Origin of the sequence: Comamonas sp. C11, from assembly GCF_024496285.1 — a bacterium.
Taxonomy (GTDB): Bacteria; Pseudomonadota; Gammaproteobacteria; order Burkholderiales; family Burkholderiaceae_C; genus Comamonas; species Comamonas testosteroni_F.
Genome location: NZ_CP101743.1, coordinates 3,780,840 through 3,799,595, shown reverse-complemented (window position 1 = coordinate 3,799,595; position 18,756 = coordinate 3,780,840). Strand labels below are relative to the sequence as shown.

Below are 18,756 nucleotides of genomic sequence, written 5' to 3'. Positions count from 1 at the left end.
ATTGCGAACCTTTGCATGGGGTACTTGATCATTTGATCATGCTGCACTGCAGTAGGTATTGAAGCACTGTGACTGCTGTCCTAGGGTTTGCCCGGGAATTACTGATCACCAGCTTGCTCAAACACGCACAAATTTAGGGAGTAACCCTGGATTTATCGATATTTTCATGAACTGGCACGGGCTGTGCAATTGCAAAAGCCATAGACCCGCCAGGAGCCCCTCATGGAAACAAGCACTCTCGATCTTCCCGCCTGCGATCTCACGCGCCGTTCGGTGCGCGTGCTGCAAAGGCGCGCCAACGGTTTTGTGGACTTCGAGTTCTCCGTGGGCTGGCCCGAACTCACGGTGGAGCTGGCCATGACAGAGGCCGACTTTGAGGCCTTCTGCCAGGTCCAGAAAGCCAGGCTGCTCTGACCATCACTCACGCATCCCACGACAACACAGGAGACAAGCCCATGAATATCGAGCTTTCGGCGCGCGAGATACAGCCGCTGCGCCATACCTTTGCCCGCGTGGCAACCTACACGGGAGACAAGCCCGCGTCGCGCTATCTGGAGGCCACGTTGGGCGTGCAGCCCACGCACCACTTCCATTACCGGCCGCTGTGGGAGCCAGAGTTCGAGCTGTTCGACACCGGCCGCACGGCGATCCGCATGGCGGACTGGAACGCGCTGCGCGATCCACGTCAGTACTACTACGCCACCTGGACCATGACCCGCGCCAGGCAGCAGGAGGCTGTGGAAGCCAACTACCAGTTTGTGGAGTCGCGCAATCTGGCCGGCAAGATGTCCGATGCCCTGCGCGCCAAGGCCTGCGAGGTGTTGATGCCGCTGCGCCATGTGGCCTGGGGCGGCAATATGAACAACAGCCAGATCTGCTCACGCGGCTACGGCACGCCCTTCACGGCCCCGGCCATGATGCATGCCATGGACCATCTGGGCGTGGCCCAGTACCTCACACGCCTGGGCCTGGTCATGGACGAGCCCGGCGTGCTCGAGGCCGGCAAGAACGACTGGATGCGGCACCCCACCTGGCAGCCGCTGCGCCATCTGGTGGAAGACCTGCTGGTGGTGCAGGACCCCATGGAGCTGTTCGTTGCCCAGAACATGGTGCTCGACGGACTGCTCTACCCCCTGATCTACAACCACTTTGTGGACGAGCATGTCACGGTGCAGGGCGGCACGGCCGTGGCCATGCTCACGGCCTTCATGCCCGAGTGGCATACCGAGACCGCCCGCTGGATCGATGCCGTGGTCAAGGTGGCTGCTGCCGAATCGGCAGACAACCGCAGCCAGCTGTCGCGCTGGTATCTGAGCTATGCCGACCATGCCGGTGTGGCACTGGCCGCCGTGGCCGAACTGGCCCTGGGTGCGCGTGGCGCAGCCGTGCTCAGCGAAGTCCGCCAAAGCCTGGATGCCCGTGCCCGCAAGGCCGGTCTGGACATCTGAGGAACAGCGCCATGAGCACATCTGCCAGCACCCCCGTCTCCAAGGTGTTCATCGCCTTTCAGGACAACGAGGAATCGCGCCCCGTGGTGGACGCCATCCTCGCCGACAACACCCACGCCCAAGCCGTGTACTCGCCCGGTCTCGTGAAGATCGACGCCCCCGGCCGCCTGGTCATACGTCGCGCCAGCATTGAAGAGCAGACCGGTCGCCCCTACGAGCTGCAGCAGATCCAGATCAATCTGGTCACGCTGTCCGGCCATGTGGAGGAGGACGACGACGAATTCTCCCTGAGCTGGAACCAGTAAGAGCCGCTCACCGAACACCACCAGACAACGCCATCCAAGGAGACACCATGGACGCACCCGTAATCAAGAAAAAGCTGGGCCTCAAGGACCGCTACACCGCCATGACACGTGGCCTGGGCTGGGAGACCAGCTACCAGCCCAGGGACAAGGTCTTCCCCTATGACAAGTTCGAGGGCATCAAGATCCACGACTGGGACAAGTGGGAAGACCCCTTCCGCCTGACCATGGACGCCTACTGGAAGTACCAGGGCGAAAAAGAGAAAAAGCTCTACGCCGTGATCGAGGCCTTTGCCCAGAACAACGGCCAGTTGGGCGTGACCGATGCGCGCTATCTCAACGCGCTCAAGCTGTTCATCCAGGGCGTTGTGCCGCTGGAGTATTACGCTCACCGCGGTTTTGCCCATGCGGGCCGGCATTTCACCGGTGCGGGGGCGCGCGTGGCGGCGCAGATGCAGTCCATCGACGAGCTGCGCCACTTCCAGACCGAGACCCATGCGCTGTCCAACTACAACAAGTACTTCAACGGCATGCACAGCTCCAGTCACTGGTTCGACCGGGTCTGGTTTTTGTCGGTGCCCAAGTCCTTTTTTGAAGATGCGCTGAGCGCAGGCCCGTTCGAGTTCCTCACGGCAGTGAGCTTCTCCTTCGAATATGTGCTGACCAATCTGCTGTTCGTTCCCTTTATGTCGGGCGCGGCGCACAACGGCGATCTGTCCACCGTGACCTTTGGCTTCTCGGCGCAAAGCGATGAGTCGCGCCATATGACGCTGGGCATCGAATGCATCAAGTTCATGCTGGAGCAGGACCCGGGCAACGTGCCCATCGTGCAGCGCTGGATCGACAAATGGTTCTGGCGCGGCTACCGCGTGCTGACCCTGGTGGCCATGATGCAGGATTACATGCTGCCCAAGCGCGTGATGAGCTGGAAGGAAGCCTGGGAGATGTATGCCGAGGAAAACGGCGGCGCTCTGTTCCGCGATCTGGCGCGCTACGGCATCCGAGAGCCCGCAGGCTGGAAGCTGGCCTGCGAAGGCAAGGACCACATCAGCCACCAGGCCTGGAACATCTTCTACAACTACACGGCGGCCGCACCTTTTCACACCTGGGTGCCCGGCGAGCAGGAGATGCAGTGGCTGTCTGAAAAATACCCGGACAGCTTTGACAAGCACTACCGTCCCCGCCTGGAGCACTATCGTGCCGAGCAGCAGGCCGGCAAGCGCTTTTACAGCAAGACCCTGCCCATGCTGTGCACCACCTGCCAGATCCCTATGGGCTTCACCGAGCCCGGTGACGCCACCAAGATCTGCTATCGCGAGTCCGACTACGAGGGCAGCAAGTACCACTTCTGCAGCGACGGCTGCAAGCATGTCTTCGACGACGAGCCCGAGAAGTTTGTCCAGTCCTGGCTGCCCGTGCACCAGATCTACCAGGGCAACTGCTTCAAGCCCGATGTGGACCCCACGGCCGAAGGCTTTGACCCGCTGGCTGCGGTGCTGGACTGGTACGGCATGAATGTGGGCCGCGACAACATGGACTTTGAGGGATCGGAGGACCAGCGCAATTTCGCGGCCTGGCGCGGCGACCCGCCACCGGCAACCTCGGCCAACAACGCAGCCACTAACGCTTCCGCCAACCCCAGCCAGGAGGCCCAGCCATGAGCGTCACCGCACTCAAGCCCTATCGCTTTCCCGCCAAGGATGTGCGCGAGAACTTTCCCGCGCCTCTGCTCTATATCGGCTGGGAAGACCACCTGATGTTCTGCTCACCCGTAGCCCTGCCGCTGCCGCCCGATATGCCTTTCGGTGCGCTGGCCCAGGCCGTGCTGCCCGACGTCTATGGCGCCCACCCCGACTTTGCACGCATCGACTGGAGCGAGGTGCAGTGGTTCAAGTCGGGCCAGCCCTGGTCGCCCGATGCGTCCAAGTCGCTGGCCGACAACGGCCTGACGCACAAGGACGTGATCCGCTTCCGCACCCCGGGCCTGATCGGCATCCAAGGCTCTTACAGCTAACCACCCTGGCGGTTGCAGCGCTGGCCTGGCCGGCGCTGCAGGAATGAGAGCGAGACGATATGAGCTACCAACTGACCTTAGAACCCCTGGGCGCCTCGATTGAAGTGGAGGAAGGCCAGACCCTGCTGGACGCCGCGCTGCGCCAGGGTATTTACATTCCCCACGCCTGCGGCCATGGCCTGTGCGGCACCTGCAAGGTCCAGGTTTGCGACGGCGACGTGGACCACGGCGCGGCCAATCCCTTCGCGTTGATGGACATGGAACGCGAGGACGGCATGACGCTGGCCTGCTGCGCCACGCTGCAGTCCGATGCCACCATCGAGGCCGATTTCGAGGACGAGCCCGATGCGCAAATCATCCCCGTGCGCGACTTCGCAGCCACAGTGGTGCGTATCGTCGATCTGACGCCCACCATCAAGGCTCTGCACCTGCGCCTGGAGCAGCCCATACGCTACCAGGCGGGCCAGTATGTGCAGCTGCGCATACCCGGTCTGAGCGAGGAGCAGGGCGGCTCGCGCGCTTTTTCAATCGCCAACGCGCCTGGCGCCGACGGCTGCGCCCAGGAGATCGAGCTCAATGTGCGGCTGGTGCCGGGCGGTGCGGGCACGGGCTGGCTGCACGAGCATCTGAGCGAAGGTGACAGCCTGCAGCTGGCCGGGCCCTATGGACGCTTTTTTGTGCGCCATTCGGCACGCCAGCCCATGGTCTTCATGGCTGGGGGCTCGGGGCTTTCCAGCCCGCGCGCCATGATTTTGGAGCTGCTGGCCAAGGGTTGCGAGCAGCCCATCACACTGGTCTACGGCCAGCGCTCGCGCGAGGAGCTGTACTACGACGACGAGTTTCGCGCCCTGGCCGAGCAGCACCCGCATTTCACCTACATCCCCGCAATATCGGGCGAGGACTGCGGGGATTGGCAAGGCGCGCGTGGCTTTGTGCATGAGGCTGCGCAAGCCCATTTCCAAGGCGGCTTTGCGGGTTGCAAAGCCTATCTGTGCGGGCCTCCACCCATGGTCGAGGCCTGTATTTCCACCCTGATGCAGGGCCGGCTGTTTGAGCGCGATATCTACACCGAGAAATTCCTCTCGGCCGCCGATGCGCAAGGCGCGCGCAGCCCCTTGTTCAAGCGTGTCTGAGGCCGCCATGACAGCCATGCAAAACGTGCAAGTCAGCGTGGAGCAAACCGGCGATACCTATGCCTGCGGCACCCACGAAAGCCTGCTGAGTGGCATGTTGCGCCTGGGGCGCAAAGGCATTCCGGTGGGCTGCGTCAACGGTGGCTGCGGCGTCTGCAAGGTGCAGGTGCTCGAAGGTGCGGTACGCCATCTGGGCCCCGTGAGCTGTGCCCATGTGAGCGATCTCGAACGCGATCAGGGCTACACCCTGGCCTGTCGTGTAGCCCCGCTGGAGGCCGTACGCATTGCGGTGGCACAGCGCCTGCACAAACCATTTTTTCTGCGGGCGGCCTCCACGGCGCCCACAACCCACGACACACCAACAAGCAACTAAGGAGACAAACATGGGTGTAATGCGAATCGGCCACGCCAACTTGCGCGTGATGGACATGGATGCTGCGCTCAAGCACTACGAAAACGTGCTGGGAATGAAGGTCACGCTGCGCGATGCAGCGGGCAATGTCTACCTCAAATGTTGGGACGAGTGGGACAAGTATTCCCTCATCCTTACGCAAAGTGATCGCGCCGGCCTCAACCATGTGGCCTACAAGGTGCAAAACGATGCCGACCTCGACAGCCTGCAGGCACGCATCGAGGCCTGGGGTGTGAAGACCACCATGCTGCCCGAAGGCAGCCAGCCCACGGTGGGCCGCATGTTGCAGTTCAATCTGCCCAGCGGCCATGAGATGCGCCTGTACGCAAAGAAGGAGTGCGTGGGCACGGATGTGGGCTCTCTGAACCCCGACCCTTGGCCCGATGGCCTCAAGGGCGCAGGCGCGCACTGGATAGATCACTGTCTGCTGATGTGCGAGATGAATCCCGAGGCCGGTATCAACACCGTGGAGGACAACACCCGCTTCATGGCAGAGTGCATGGACTTCTTCCTGACCGAGCAGATTCTGGTCGGCCCAGAAGGCAATATGCAAGCCGCGACCTGGATGGCGCGCTCCACCACGCCGCACGACATCGCCTTTGTGGGCGGCCCCACCTCGGGCCTGCACCACATTGCCTTCTTTCTGGACTCCTGGCACGACGTGCTCAAGGCCGCCGACGTCATGGCCAAGAACAAGGTGCGCATCGACGTGGCTCCCACACGCCACGGCATCACGCGCGGCGAGACGATTTACTTCTTCGACCCCAGCGGCAACCGCAACGAGACCTTTGCCGGCCTGGGCTATCTGGCCCAGCCCGATCGCCCCGTTACCACCTGGAGCGAGGACCGTCTTGGCAGCGGCATTTTCTATCACACGGGTGAGCTCGTGGCGTCATTTACGGATGTGTACACCTGAAGGGGAACACCCCCTGAGGTGCTTCGCGCCTTCCCCCCGCTCTTGGCATCGCAAGCAATGCGGGCAGGGGGACGCTGCCAGCGCTGTGGGGCGGCCCTTGCGCGGCAGCCCTGATATGGGCCGCGCCAGCTTTTTGCGTAGCCCCCCTGCACAGCCCCATGGATCCCCGAGACATCTGTGAACCCACAAGAAAGAGATAGAGATGAAGCACAAGATTGCATCTGCTGCCCTGGCCCTGCTGGGTACGCTGGCAGCCACGGCCGTGCAGGCCGAAGGCCATTACGTCCCCGGTGTGGAGGGCATGCAGGGCCCCAGCGTGCCGCCGCCCGGCGTTTACTACCTGGGCTATATGGTGAACTACAGCATCGACGATTTCCGCGCGCCGGGTAGCGGCGACAACCTGCCCGGCCACAACCGTGGAACCGTGACGGCCCTGGCCAACCGTTTTGTCTGGATCACCAACTACAAGCTGCTCGGTGCCGACTACGGCATGGAGGCCATCGTGCCGGTGATGCGTACCTCACTCACGGTGAATGCGGCCGGCATTTCCGATAGCCGTTCGGGCGTGGGCGACGTTTATCTGGGTCCACTGGTGCTGGGCTGGCATGGCCCGCAGTGGGACGCTGTGGCCGGTGCCGGTATCTGGCTGGATTCGGCCAGCAGCCGCGACCCGGCTTCGCCGGGCAAGGGTTACAAAAGCACCATGCTCACCGGTGGCCTGACCTATTACTTTGACGCTGCCAAGACTGTTTCGGCCTCGGGTCTGATGCGTTTTGAGCGCAACGGCAAGAACGATATGGGCTTTCGCAACGGCAACCAGGTGACGCTGGAATGGGGTCTGGGCAAGAATTTTGGTGCCGTGCATGCCGGCCTGGTGGGTTACAGCCAGTGGCAGATCAGCGATGACAAAGGCCCGGGTGCCACGAACCAGCATTCCTCGCGCCATGCACTGGGCGCCGAGCTGGTCTACCCGGTGCCGGGTGCAGGCGTGTTCCTCAAGGGCGCGGTCTACAAGGAAGTCAGCGCCACGGCCGGCACGGGGGCCCTGCCCAAGGGTTCGCTGGTGCGCTTCACAGTAGTCAAAGCATTTTGAGGAGGCTTGACATGCTGGACTCACTGATGGTTTCTCAGCCCGTGATCCGCACCGAAGCCGCCTTGCGCGCCGTGGGTGCGGCCGTAGCCAAGGCCGTGGAATTGGGTGTGCGTGTCAATGTGGCCGTGGTGGATGCGGCAGGGGTGCAGGCTGCATTTGTGCGCATGACGGGCGCACCCCTGCACTCCATGGACATCGCCACGGACAAGGCCTATACGGCCGTGAGCTTTGGCCTGCCCACGGGCCAGTGGCAAGAGGCCTTGGCCCAGCATTCAGCGGCCGTGCGCCAGGGCCTGGTCCTGCGACCGCGCTTTGTGGGCTTTGGCGGTGGGCGGCCCATCGTGGTGGAGGGCGCACGCATTGGCGGTATCGGGGTGTCCGGCGGCAGCGAGCAGCAGGACGAGATCATTGCCGAGGCCGGCCTGCAGGCCCTGGGCCTGATTGAGGACCAGCAAGGTGGCTAAAACCTGGCGCCTGCCTGCCCCCTCAGGCCTAGGTTTTGCCCTGGTCCGCAAAGGTACGCACCTCGTCCAGAAAGGCCGCCAGCACCGGCGATGCATCGTCGCTGCGGTACAGGCAGCTGAGCTCGATGTCACGCAAGTGGCGCGAGTGCAGCGGCCGGTATTCCACGCCGGGCAGACGCAAGCTGGTGGCCGAACGCGTGGTAATGCAGGCGCCAAACCCGCCTGCCACCAAAGCCACGCAGGTCAGTACATCTTCCACCGACTGGGCCACGTTCAGACGCAGGCCCTCGCGGTGGAAGGCATTGCTGACTTCCTGGGCCAGGCCATGCAAAGAGAGATTGGGGTAGAGGATCATGGGCTCGTTGTCGAGCTCGGACAGAGCGACCTCTTTGCGCGCGCACAGCCTGTGCGTGGCCGGCAGGCCCACGACCAGGGCTTCCTTGAGCACGGTCTGCACGCCTATGCCAGGTTCTGCAGGCACCAGTCGGTTGAAGCCAATGGTGATTCTGCGTTCGCGCAGCGCCTGCAGTTGCTCGTCCTTGGTCTGGTTGTGCAGCGCTATGCGCACCTCGGGCCTGGCCTGGTGAAACGCCGCCAGCAGGCGCGGAATCACGTCCAGCACGCCGGAGCCAAAAATGCCCACGTCCAGCTGGCCAGTCAGTCCCTGACCGGCTCTTTGCGTGCGCTCGCGGGCGCGCTCGGCCAGCGACAGGATGTTGGGCACCTCGTCCAGCAGGGTCTGGCCTGCCGCCGTCAGCTCCACTCCCTTGGGCGTGCGCACAAACAACTCGGTGCCCAGCTCCTCTTCGATGGCGCGTATCTGCCGCGTCAGCGGTGGCTGGGCCATGTGCAGCCGGGCCGCGGCCCGGCCGAAATTCAGCTCCTCAGCCAGCGCCAGAAAGTACCTCATCTGCCTCAAGTCCATGGGGTGGCTCCTTGATACCTTTTAGGTATCTATTTTGGAAAATTCAGTATTGGACAGTATTGAACACCGAATTTATCGTTGCTGCAAAAGCATGCGTGACAGGAAGAAAACCATGAAAGACATCCAGAACTTCATCAACGGTGCCTACGTTTCCACGGGGTGCAGCTTCGACAAGCACTCACCGCTCACGGGCCAGGTGATTGCCAAGGTGCATGAGGCCGGCCGCAGCGAAGTCGATGCCGCCGTGGCTGCAGCGCGCACTGCGTTGAACGGACCCTGGGGCCGTATGAGCGTGGCCGAGCGCGTGGAAAAACTCTATGCCGTGGCCGATGGCATCAACCGCCGCTTCGAGGAGTTTCTGGCCGCAGAATGTGCGGACACGGGCAAGCCGCGCAGTGTGGCCAGCCATATCGACATTCCGCGTGGTGCGGCCAACTTCAAGATCTTTGCCGACGTGGTCAAGAACGTGCCCACGGAGTTCTTCGAAATGACCACGCCGGACGGGCGCGGTGCGATCAACTACGGCCACCGTGGCCCGGTGGGCGTGGTGGGCGTGATCTGCCCCTGGAATCTGCCCCTGCTGCTGATGACCTGGAAGGTAGGCCCGGCGCTGGCCTGCGGCAACACCGTGGTGGTCAAGCCTTCCGAGGAATCGCCCCAGACTGCAGCCCTGCTGGGCGAGGTCATGAACGAGGCCGGCATTCCGCCCGGCGTCTACAACGTGGTCCATGGTTTCGGCCCCGATTCCGCCGGCGAGTTCGTCACCAGCCACCCCGGCGTGGATGCCATCACCTTCACCGGCGAGACGCGCACTGGCGAGGCCATCATGAAGGCTGCTGCCAAGGGCGCGCGCCCCGTGAGCCTGGAGATGGGGGGCAAGAACGCCGCCATCGTCTTTGCCGACTGCGATTTCGAGGCGGCCATCGAAGGAACGTTGCGCTCGGCCTTTGTCAACAGCGGCCAAGTCTGCCTGGGCACGGAGCGTGTCTATGTGGAGCGCCCGATTTACGAGCGCTTTGTGGCCGCGCTGAAGCAGCAGATCGAGGGGTGGAAGATCGGTGTGCCCGAAGACGACGACACCAAGCTGGGCCCGCTGATCAGCAAGGAGCATCAGGCCAAGGTGCTGTCGTATTACCAGCTGGCGGTGCAGGAAGGCGCCACCGTGGTCACCGGCGGCGGCGTGCCCGACCTGGGCGCCCAGTATGCGGACGGCGCCTGGGTGCAGCCCACGATCTGGACCGGCCTGCCCGAGACGGCACGCGTCATCAAGGAAGAGATATTTGGTCCCTGCTGTCATATCGCTCCCTTCGATACCGAAGAAGAGGTGCTGACCAAGGCCAATGACAACGTCTATGGCCTGGCCAGCGCCGTCTGGACGCAAGACCTGGCCCGCGCCCACCGCGTGGCCCAGCGCATGCATGTGGGCATTTCCTGGGTCAACAGCTGGTTTCTGCGCGATCTGCGCACGCCTTTTGGCGGTGCCAAGCAATCGGGCATCGGCCGCGAAGGCGGTGTGCATTCGCTGGAGTTCTATACCGAGCTCAAGAATGTTTGCATAAAACTTTAGACACCCCCTGAGGCGCTGTGCGCCTAGGCGGCCCCGCCTTCCCCCTCTCTGGCGCTACGCGCCGGAGGGGGGCGACACCGGCGCGGCGGGGCGGCCCTTGCGCGGTGTCCCTGAGTTGAGGCGTGCCAGTTCAAATGCAGCGCCACTTTGTCTTCTTATCTTTTCGTGAGCCATTCCTATGAACACTGAACTGCAACACTCCCTGGGCGATGAGCTGTATGCGGCCCTGCGTGAATGCAGGGTGGTCGAGCCTTTGAGCAACCGCCATCCTGACATCACCGTCGATGATGCCTACGCCATACAGCAGCGCATGCTGGCGCGTCGCCTGGAGGCGGGTGAGCGCGTGGTTGGGAAGAAGATAGGCGTGACCTCCAAGGCCGTGATGGACATGCTGGGCGTGTTCCAGCCCGACTTTGGTTGGCTCACCGATGGCATGGTCTTCAACCAAGGTGAGGCTGTCTTGGCGAGCAGCCTGATACAGCCCAAGGCCGAGGGCGAGATCGCCTTTTTGCTCAAGAAAACGCTCCAGGGTCCGGGCGTGACGGCAGCCGATGTGCTGGCCGCCACCGAGGGGGTGATGGCCTGTTTCGAGATCGTCGACTCCCGCATCCGCGACTGGAAGATCAAGATCCAGGACACCGTGGCCGACAACGCCAGCTGCGGCGTTTTTGTGCTGGGCGATCGCCTGGTCGACCCGCGCGATGTGGACCTGGGTACCTGCGGCATGGTGCTGGAGAAAAACGGCGAGATCGTGGCCACGGGCGCGGGCAGCGCGGCCCTGGGCCATCCGGCCAATGCCGTGGCCTGGCTGGCCAACACCCTGGGCGCTTACGGCATTGCGCTGGAGGCCGGAGAAGTCGTGCTCTCCGGCTCGCTGGCCGCCATGGTGCCGGTCAAGGCCGGGGACAACTTGTGCGTTTCCATCGGTGGCATCGGCGGTTGTTCCGTAAGGTTCATATGACCCCCCCTGAGTCGCTTCGCGCCTTCCCCCCGAGGGGGACGACAGCCTTGCGGCGGGGCGGCCCTTGCTCGCTGTCCCTGACTTGGGCCGCGCCAGTTGCGTGGCATGTGAGCGGCGATGTGAATAACAAATTTATTTGGAGACAACAGTGATGAGTCAAAAAATCAAATGTGCGCTAATAGGACCGGGCAATATCGGCACCGACCTCTTGGCCAAGCTGCAGCGCAGCCCCGTGCTGGAGCCGGTGTGGATGGTGGGCATAGACCCCGATTCCGATGGCTTGAAGCGGGCGCGTGAAATGGGCATCAAGACTACGGCTGAGGGCGTGGATGGACTGCTGCCGCATATGCACGCCGATGGCGTGCAAATCGTGTTCGACGCCACCAGCGCCTATGTGCATGCCGAGAACTCGCGCAAGGTCAACGAACAGGGGGCGCTGATGATTGACCTCACGCCGGCGGCCATAGGCCCTTTCTGCGTGCCCCCGGTCAACCTGATACAGCACCTGGGCAGCGGCGCCATGAATGTGAATATGGTTACCTGCGGGGGGCAGGCCACCATCCCCATGGTAGCGGCGGTGAGCCGCGTGCAGGCCGTCGCCTATGGCGAAATCGTGGCCACCGTGTCCTCCAAGTCCGTGGGACCGGGCACGCGCAAGAACATTGACGAATTCACGCGCACCACGGCAGGTGCGGTGGAGAAGGTAGGCGGTGCCAAAAAAGGCAAGGCAATCATCGTCATCAACCCGGCCGAACCCCCTTTGATGATGCGCGACACCGTGCACTGCCTGACCGAGGACGAGCCCGACCAGGCCGCCATCACCGTCTCCATCCACCAGATGCTGGCAGAGGTGCAGAAATACGTGCCCGGCTACCGCCTGGTCAACGGCCCGGTGTTTGACGGCAAGCGCGTCTCCGTCTTCCTCGAGGTCGAAGGCCTGGGCGACTACCTGCCCAAGTACGCGGGCAATCTGGACATCATGACCGCCGCCGCCGCGCGCACAGCCGAGATGTTCGCCGAACAAATGCTGGCCGGCAAGCTCACGCTCGCACCCATGGCCCCCGTAGCCGCCTGAAGGAGAGGCAACATGGAACTCAAAGGCAAGAAGATCACCGTCCACGACATGACGCTGCGTGACGGCATGCACCCCAAGCGCCATCTGATGACGCTGGAGCAGATGAAGAGCGTGGCGCAGGGCCTGGATGGGGCCGGCGTGCCGCTGATCGAGGTCACCCACGGCGACGGCCTGGGCGGAGCCTCGGTGAACTACGGCTTTCCCGCGCACAGCGACGAGGAATACCTGTCCACCGTGATCCCGCTGATGAAGCAGGCCAAGGTCTCGGCCCTGCTGCTGCCCGGCATAGGTACCGTGGACCACCTGCAGATGGCACATGAACTGGGCGTGTCTACCATCCGCGTAGCCACGCATTGCACCGAGGCCGATGTGAGCGAGCAGCACATCACCGCCGCACGCAAGCTGGGCATGGACACCGTGGGCTTTTTGATGATGGCGCATATGAACAGCGCCGAAGGTCTGGTCAAGCAGGCCAAGCTGATGGAAGGCTATGGCGCCAACTGCGTCTATGTGACCGACTCGGCAGGCTATCTGCTGCCCGACCAGGTCAAGGAACGCATTGCCGCCGTGCGCGCTGCGCTCAAGCTCGAGACTGAGCTGGGCTTTCACGGCCACCACAATCTGGCCATGGGCGTGGCGAATTCCATCGTTGCCGTGGAAGCAGGCGCCAACCGCATTGATGCGGCGGCCGCAGGCCTGGGCGCTGGTGCGGGCAACACCCCCATGGAAGTGCTGGTGGCCGTGTGCGAGCGCATGGGAATTGAGACCGGCGTCGATGTCTGGAAGATCCAGGATGTGGCCGAAGACCTGGTCGTGCCGCTGATGGACTTCCCCATTCGCGTGGACCGCGACGCGCTGACCCTGGGCTATGCGGGTGTGTACGGCAGCTTTTTGCTGTTCGCCAAGCGGGCCGAGAAGAAGTACGGCATTCCGGCTCGTGATCTGCTGGTCGAACTGGGCCGGCGCGGCATGGTCGGTGGCCAGGAAGACATGATCGAAGACACGGCGCTGACCATGGCGCGTGCGCGCGGGATCAAGGTCGCAGCATGAAGCGCCGTGCGGCATCGGCGGCCTGGGGTCTGGCACAGTCCCCCCGGGCCTCTGCGGCCGATGATGGCAGCGCGCTGCGCATTGCCATCATCTCGCCCAACACCGGGGCGCTGGCGGCCTTTGCGCGATGCCGTATCCATGGTCACGGGCGCGCTGCAGCCGCCCATGGTGATCGCATTTCACGCGGCCGCGCGCTAGGTCGGCTACCAGCTACGCATGCTCTCCCTGGCCAAGGCCTTTGCATTTGCGGACACCGTGGGCCAGATAGGTCAGCCGTGTCTTGCACTGATCAACGAAGTCTGGTGGTCGCCGGCCTGGCCTTTCAGCTCGGGCTATACCAGCGCGAGTTCGGCCCAGGCGGCGCGCGAGCAGGAGACGCGCACCGGCAAGCCCAGGGTGCAGACGATGCGCTTTTCCCATGCCATGGTCGATCTGGCCGTGCAGGCCGCGTCAAGGCCAGGATCGTGGTCGGGCCGCTGAGCTTCTCAGGCCGCATGCCCAGCCGCAACGTCTGCTCCACACCCGCCGTGGGCGGTCAATGGCTGAATAACGCACAGGGCTGCAGGGAGCTGGAAGTCGTGGACAACACGCACTCGCCCTTCACTCCCGTCACGGCCTAGCTCACACAGGATCAGACCTGAGCAGGCCTTGCCCGTCCATTCATTTTCAATATTCGGAGCACCACATGGCACTTAACCCCGCAACCATTGAACAACTTGCCGAGCATCTGGAGACCTGCGAGTTGCAGGCCCACGATACCTTGAAGATCACCGACGCCCATCCCGATATGGACTGGGACGATGCCTACGCCATTCAGGCCGCCATCCTGGCTCGCAAGCTGGCGCGCGGCGCGCGCGTGGTGGGCCTCAAGGCCGGGCTGACCTCGCACGCCAAGATGAAGCAAATGGGCGTCACCGACCCGGTGTTCGGCTTTCTGGTGGACTACTTCAGCGTGCCTGATGGCGGCACGGTCAAGACCTCGGAGCTTATCCACCCCAAGGTGGAGCCCGAGATCGCCTTTGTGCTCAAGCATGCGCTCAAAGGGCCTGGCTGCCATATCGGCGCTGTGCTGGCCGCCACCGACTTTGTGATGCCCGGCATCGAGGTCATTGACAGCCGCTACCGCGACTTCAAGTTCGACCTCAAGAGCGTGGTGGCCGACAACACGTCGGCCGCGCGCTTTGTGGTCGGCGGCCAGCCCTTGCGCCCCGACGCCGTGGACCTGCGCACAGTAGGCCTGGTGCTGGAGAAAAACGGTCAGCCCGTGGCCATGGGGGCTGGTGCGGCGGTGCTGGGCCACCCGGCTGCGGCCATCGCCATGCTGGCCAACCACCTGGGCCGGCGTGGCCAGGAAATTCCGGCGGGCAGCCTGATTCTGTCGGGCGGCGCCACCGAGGCCGTGGCCGTGGCCGCTGGCGACCATGTGTGTTTGCGCGTGCAGGGGATGGGCAGCACCTCGATTCAGTTCGCCCCCTAAGTCGCTTCGCACCTTCCCCCTCTTTCTTCGGGGGGCGCTGTCCTCGCTACGGGCCGGCCCTTGCTCGGCCTCCCAGGCCTTAGCCGCGTCAGTTTTAAAGGCCAAGCACCAGGCTTTGAGGGGTTTGGGATTTGAGTCAGAGCTGTCTTGGCGCCTCCAAACGATGCGCACCCTCAAGTTTTTTCAGAACGACAACGGAGACAAGCAATGCAAAGAAGAGAGTTGATGACAGCGGTCGCCATGGCTGCCATGGCCATGGGCCTGCCCGGGCGCGCCCTGGCGCAGGCCGGCTATCCCACGCGCCCGGTGCGCATGATCGTGCCGTTTCCGGCGGGTGGCCCCACGGACGTCATGGGCCGCGCGGCTGCCAAGGCCATGTCCGACAAGCTGGGCCAGCCCTTTGTGGTGGAGAACAAGGCAGGGGCCGGCGGCAATATCGGCACGGACGCCGTGGCCAAGGCCGCAACCGATGGCTACACCATAGGGCTCACAGCCATCAGCAGTCTGGCCATTGCTCCCCACCTGTACAACAGCGTGCCCTTTGATGTGGAGAAGGACTTGCGTCCCATCTCCCTGGTCGGCACCACGCCTTGCGCGCTGGTGATCAACCCGGGGGCGCCGTTCTCCGACCTCAAGGGCATGGTGGCCTATGCCAAGGCCAATCCCGGCAAGGTGAATTACGCGACCTCTGGCATTGGCACCAGCAACCACCTGGCGGCCGAGTTGCTGCAGTCCGTGGCCGGCATCCAACTGACCAATGTGCCCTACAAGGGCTCAAGCCAGATCGTGCCCGATCTGCTGTCGGGCACGGTAATGATGAGCATGGAAAGCTCGCTGGCCACGACCTTGCAGCACATCAAGGCTGGCAAGCTGCGGGTCATTGCCGTGACCTCGCCCCAGCGTTCCAAGGCCTTGCCTGATGTGCCCACGGTGGCCGAGTCGGGTTACCCCGGCTTCGAGGTCGAGACCTGGTTCGGCCTGGTCGCGCCGGCCGCCACGCCCCAGGCCGTGATCACCAAGCTGCACCAGGCTTGGGAGCTCGGTGCCAAGACGGGCGAGGTACAGCAGGCCTTTGACAACATCTCGGGCAATCAGCGCGTCACCACGCCGCAGCAGTTCGCCGACTTCATCCGTGCCGAGAACAAGCGCTGGGGAGACTTGATTCGCAAGTTGGGGATTAAAGCGTAAGTACCCCCTGAACTCCTGCGCGGCCTCCTCCTGTCTCTTTGGGGGTGGGGCTACGTACCCCTGGTGGGCCAGGGAGGTTTTGGGTGCTGTGCCCCGGGCCTGAGCTTTGCTACCTCATCCTTTTGGATGAGGGGCTGCCCACCAAGCTCAGCGCAATCGATAACTGATGGAAAAAAAGGTGCCAGATGCCATTCGCACAAATCTACATGCTGGAAGGTCGCAGCGAGGAACAGAAAAAGGCGGTGATTGAAAAGGTTACCCAGGCCCTGGTCGAGGCCGTTGGCGCTCCCGCCGCCAATGTGCGGGTCTGGATACACGATGTGCCCAAGGAGAACTGGGGCATTGCCGGCGTCAGTGCCAAAGAGCTGGGACGCTGACGGGCGGAGGCTCAACCTCTCTTGATTACCTCGGTCTTAAATTCTTCAGCTTAGATCGACCAGAGTCTGTAGATGATTCAAAGCCTCCTATTTCCGCTTCAATAGGATCACTTGGATGTACGGTCCTGGGAAGTCATGGTGCATTCTTCGGCCTGGAACAGCAGAAGGCACTATGGCAATCCGCCTGTATGGCAGCGCCTGAACAACGCCGCGTAGCTGTCGGTGTCAATGTTAGGATGGCCGTTATGGAACGGTGGCCGATAGGTCGCGATAGGGCCAGGAACAGCGGCAATCGCTGTACAGCAGTCGTAGATCAACGAGGCTTGAGCGGCTGCAACGGGTCGTTCAGCGACAGTCGCAGATCGGCCATGAGCAGCCGTTCGTCTTTCAGCAGCGAGACTCGAAGTACGAAATTGTTTATTGAACTTCAGTGCAGCCACAAAATCGTGCCAGTTCGCCAATGGCGTTTTGCATCCCCTGCTGAAAAGCGGTGTCAGGAACCCATCCCTGTTCTAGATGTTGGTTGTGCACATAAAAGCGCGCGGCACCACGGTCTGCCTTGCAGTCAATACGCCCCACAAATTCGCCCTGCCACAGGATGGGCAGACAGAAATAGCCGTACTTGCGCTTGGCCGCAGGCAAGTAGCTTTCAAGCCGGTAATCAAAGTGGAACATCTGCGCCAGACGCTCCCGGTGAATCACCGCGTTGTCGAAGGGCGACAGCAGGCGTACTTCAGCGCTTTCACGTGACAGACGTTCTGCTCGGGGCTTGGCAACTACAGCGTAGGTATCTGGATGAGCGAGGTCATCCAATCTATGCACGGCACCTTGCTCCAGACGCGCTTGCAACAGCTCTCGCATCGCGTTGCGCAAAGGCTTTCCGGTACGCAAATGAAGCAGCTGTCCGAAGGTAAAGACACCATGTGCACGCATGGTGCTGTCCAGGAGATAAGCCGCCATTTCATCGACAGTAGGTTCTTGCTGATTCACGTCTGGGGAGAGCAATTGCTCCGGCAGCACGTAAAGCTTTTCCATGCCGTTGCGCTCGCGAATCATCAAGTCGCCCTGCATGAACAACTTGTCGAGTGCTCGCCGACCTGGTCCATGGTCCCACCACACACTTTTGCCTTTGGTGCTTTCCTTAAGGTCGCGTGTTTTCAGCATCCCTTCTCCTCGCACACGTGCAAGGATTTCCGCGATCAGAGCCTTATCGACGCTCCTGAAGTAGGGGCTCTCATCACGACGAAAGAAGAGCATGCGTGGCAACGCAAACCGGTAGTCCCGCATAGGCAAGTAAGCCGCTGCGTGAAACCAGTATTCGAATATTTTTCCAGCACTGGACAACTGATTCAGGTACTGCGAAGAGTAGCCCGGCACCCGGTTCCAGAGAACATGGTGATGTGCACGCTCCACAACGGACAGCGTGTCTATCTGCACGTAGCCCAGATGCTCAATCGCAGCCAAGGTGCCAGCAAGACCCTTGCCGAACCTCTTGCGCCCGCCCAGTCCTTGAGACGCTAGTGCAAGCTGTCGCCAGCGCATGTGCTGTATTGGAGCTGCCACGTTTTTTTACTGATGAGGGTGCCCAGGGAACTGCTTCGCGTCATCACATATTTCGTACCAGTCGGGCTTTTCTTGTACGAATTCGTGGAAGAGGTTGCTGAGCGGCAATTCGTCGTCAAAGCAATTCGCTGCAACGGGGAATGATTCGCCGGTTGAGGTCACCTCGCCAAGTGCAGAGCCGCAGCGAGAACAGAAGCAGCGGCTGTATTTGTACGGGGCTTCCGGCTTGAATGTGGTGATGGAGTCAGCGCCAGAAAGCAACGTGAAGTCATCACGCTTGACGAATACGAAGGTGCTGGCCCCTATCTTTCTGCAGCGGCTGCAATGGCATGTGCCCATCATGGTTGGCAGGCTGGTGACCTCAAACTTCACCTCTCCGCAGCAGCAACTACCTTTCAACATAGCCCATCTTTCATTCTTAAACTAATACTGTATATTATTACAGTATTTCGCAAATGAGCAATGTTTCCCTTTGCCTTGTAGAGCTTGACGGAATGTCTGCTTTGGATCGAACAGCGACAGTCGCCGTTCGGCCAGTAGCGGACCTCCGAGCGCAGCTTTTTACAAGCACCCACTTTCACTGCCTGCAACGACGGGTGCCCGCTTCATCGCTTCAGTTGACGTGAATACGTCAGCAATATCGAATCGAACCTGGAACAGTCAACCACCTTCGTTGACAGGTACTCTTGAGCGCTTTTGGATATATCGTTAACGATGATCGCCCTGGCTACTATCTGATCATCCTTTGACACGCCTTGCTTACTTATGAGATAGCCCCTTGAATCTCCGGA

General features: G+C 62.1%; 22 protein-coding genes. 19 read left to right on the top strand and 3 right to left on the bottom strand.

Features of this window, described 5'->3' with window-relative positions:
* Nucleotides 1-222 precede the first annotated feature (222 nt).
* The 10 genes from NOX35_RS17385 (at nucleotide 223) to NOX35_RS17340 (ending at nucleotide 7,782) form a co-directional block, all read left to right on the top strand.
* Nucleotides 223-414, top strand: a complete 192-nt coding sequence (locus tag NOX35_RS17385) for a phenol hydroxylase subunit (RefSeq protein ID WP_182283448.1) — start codon at nucleotides 223-225, stop codon at nucleotides 412-414.
* 41 nt (nucleotides 415-455) lie between these two features.
* Nucleotides 456-1,448 (top strand): phenol hydroxylase, encoded by a 993-nt coding sequence (locus tag NOX35_RS17380; protein WP_256494159.1) that lies wholly within the window; start codon nucleotides 456-458, stop codon nucleotides 1,446-1,448.
* A gap of 11 nt (nucleotides 1,449-1,459) precedes the next feature.
* On the top strand, nucleotides 1,460-1,753 hold the full coding sequence (locus tag NOX35_RS17375; RefSeq protein ID WP_182283446.1) for an MmoB/DmpM family protein: 294 nt from the start codon (nucleotides 1,460-1,462) through the stop codon (nucleotides 1,751-1,753).
* A gap of 47 nt (nucleotides 1,754-1,800) precedes the next feature.
* Nucleotides 1,801-3,411 carry an aromatic/alkene/methane monooxygenase hydroxylase/oxygenase subunit alpha gene (locus tag NOX35_RS17370; protein ID WP_256494158.1) on the top strand — a complete coding sequence of 537 codons (1,611 nt, stop codon included), beginning with the start codon at nucleotides 1,801-1,803 and terminating at the stop codon, nucleotides 3,409-3,411.
* On the top strand, nucleotides 3,408-3,764 hold the full coding sequence (locus tag NOX35_RS17365) for a phenol hydroxylase subunit P4 (RefSeq protein WP_003066651.1): 357 nt from the start codon (nucleotides 3,408-3,410) through the stop codon (nucleotides 3,762-3,764). The genes NOX35_RS17370 and NOX35_RS17365 overlap by 4 nt, the downstream gene beginning before the upstream one ends.
* A gap of 59 nt (nucleotides 3,765-3,823) precedes the next feature.
* Nucleotides 3,824-4,897 (top strand): NADH:ubiquinone reductase (Na(+)-transporting) subunit F, encoded by a 1,074-nt coding sequence (locus tag NOX35_RS17360; RefSeq protein ID WP_182283444.1) that lies wholly within the window; start codon nucleotides 3,824-3,826, stop codon nucleotides 4,895-4,897.
* 7 nt (nucleotides 4,898-4,904) lie between these two features.
* Nucleotides 4,905-5,270, top strand: coding sequence for a 2Fe-2S iron-sulfur cluster binding domain-containing protein (locus NOX35_RS17355; protein ID WP_182283443.1), 366 nt, complete (start codon nucleotides 4,905-4,907; stop codon nucleotides 5,268-5,270).
* Between the two features lie 10 nt (nucleotides 5,271-5,280).
* Nucleotides 5,281-6,225, top strand: coding sequence for a catechol 2,3-dioxygenase (locus NOX35_RS17350; RefSeq protein ID WP_182283442.1), 945 nt, complete (start codon nucleotides 5,281-5,283; stop codon nucleotides 6,223-6,225).
* Between the two features lie 202 nt (nucleotides 6,226-6,427).
* Complete coding sequence (locus NOX35_RS17345; RefSeq protein ID WP_256494157.1) at nucleotides 6,428-7,318, top strand: transporter; 891 nt, start codon at nucleotides 6,428-6,430, stop codon at nucleotides 7,316-7,318.
* 11 nt (nucleotides 7,319-7,329) lie between these two features.
* A complete protein-coding gene (locus tag NOX35_RS17340; protein ID WP_182283440.1) occupies nucleotides 7,330-7,782 on the top strand; it encodes a heme-binding protein in 453 nt (150 codons plus the stop codon).
* A gap of 28 nt (nucleotides 7,783-7,810) precedes the next feature.
* Here NOX35_RS17340 and NOX35_RS17335 read toward each other — a convergent pair whose 3' ends face one another.
* On the bottom strand, nucleotides 7,811-8,707 hold the full coding sequence (locus NOX35_RS17335; RefSeq protein ID WP_182283439.1) for a LysR substrate-binding domain-containing protein: 897 nt from the start codon (nucleotides 8,705-8,707) through the stop codon (nucleotides 7,811-7,813).
* Nucleotides 8,708-8,819: 112 nt separating this feature from the next.
* Between NOX35_RS17335 and NOX35_RS17330 the strand changes: the two genes are divergently transcribed.
* From NOX35_RS17330 to aphI, 9 genes are all read left to right on the top strand, one after another.
* Nucleotides 8,820-10,274: a 2-hydroxymuconic semialdehyde dehydrogenase gene (locus NOX35_RS17330; RefSeq protein ID WP_256494155.1), complete on the top strand. Its 1,455-nt coding sequence runs from the start codon at nucleotides 8,820-8,822 to the stop codon at nucleotides 10,272-10,274.
* Nucleotides 10,275-10,452: 178 nt separating this feature from the next.
* The gene (gene dmpE / locus NOX35_RS17325; RefSeq protein ID WP_182283437.1) at nucleotides 10,453-11,235 is read left to right on the top strand and encodes a 2-oxopent-4-enoate hydratase; all 783 of its coding nucleotides are present in this window, start codon (nucleotides 10,453-10,455) and stop codon (nucleotides 11,233-11,235) included.
* A 151-nt stretch (nucleotides 11,236-11,386) separates the two neighbouring features.
* Nucleotides 11,387-12,310, top strand: a complete 924-nt coding sequence (aphF, locus tag NOX35_RS17320) for an acetaldehyde dehydrogenase AphF (protein ID WP_256494154.1) — start codon at nucleotides 11,387-11,389, stop codon at nucleotides 12,308-12,310.
* A 12-nt stretch (nucleotides 12,311-12,322) separates the two neighbouring features.
* Nucleotides 12,323-13,360, top strand: a complete 1,038-nt coding sequence (gene aphG / locus NOX35_RS17315; RefSeq protein WP_256494153.1) for a 4-hydroxy-2-oxovalerate aldolase AphG — start codon at nucleotides 12,323-12,325, stop codon at nucleotides 13,358-13,360.
* 216 nt (nucleotides 13,361-13,576) lie between these two features.
* Nucleotides 13,577-13,840: a hypothetical protein gene (locus NOX35_RS17310; protein WP_256494152.1), complete on the top strand. Its 264-nt coding sequence runs from the start codon at nucleotides 13,577-13,579 to the stop codon at nucleotides 13,838-13,840.
* 14 nt (nucleotides 13,841-13,854) lie between these two features.
* On the top strand, nucleotides 13,855-13,980 hold the full coding sequence (locus NOX35_RS17305; RefSeq protein WP_256494151.1) for a hypothetical protein: 126 nt from the start codon (nucleotides 13,855-13,857) through the stop codon (nucleotides 13,978-13,980).
* 65 nt (nucleotides 13,981-14,045) lie between these two features.
* Nucleotides 14,046-14,837, top strand: coding sequence for a 2-oxo-3-hexenedioate decarboxylase (gene dmpH, locus NOX35_RS17300; protein ID WP_182283433.1), 792 nt, complete (start codon nucleotides 14,046-14,048; stop codon nucleotides 14,835-14,837).
* Nucleotides 14,838-15,044: 207 nt separating this feature from the next.
* On the top strand, nucleotides 15,045-16,025 hold the full coding sequence (locus NOX35_RS17295) for a tripartite tricarboxylate transporter substrate binding protein (protein WP_256494150.1): 981 nt from the start codon (nucleotides 15,045-15,047) through the stop codon (nucleotides 16,023-16,025).
* Nucleotides 16,026-16,210: 185 nt separating this feature from the next.
* A complete protein-coding gene (gene aphI / locus NOX35_RS17290; protein WP_182283431.1) occupies nucleotides 16,211-16,402 on the top strand; it encodes a 2-hydroxymuconate tautomerase AphI in 192 nt (63 codons plus the stop codon).
* Nucleotides 16,403-16,819: 417 nt separating this feature from the next.
* Here aphI and NOX35_RS17285 read toward each other — a convergent pair whose 3' ends face one another.
* Complete coding sequence (locus tag NOX35_RS17285) at nucleotides 16,820-17,944, bottom strand: winged helix-turn-helix domain-containing protein (protein WP_256494149.1); 1,125 nt, start codon at nucleotides 17,942-17,944, stop codon at nucleotides 16,820-16,822.
* Between the two features lie 27 nt (nucleotides 17,945-17,971).
* Nucleotides 17,972-18,367 (bottom strand): GFA family protein, encoded by a 396-nt coding sequence (locus NOX35_RS17280; protein ID WP_256494148.1) that lies wholly within the window; start codon nucleotides 18,365-18,367, stop codon nucleotides 17,972-17,974.
* Nucleotides 18,368-18,756 lie beyond the last annotated feature (389 nt).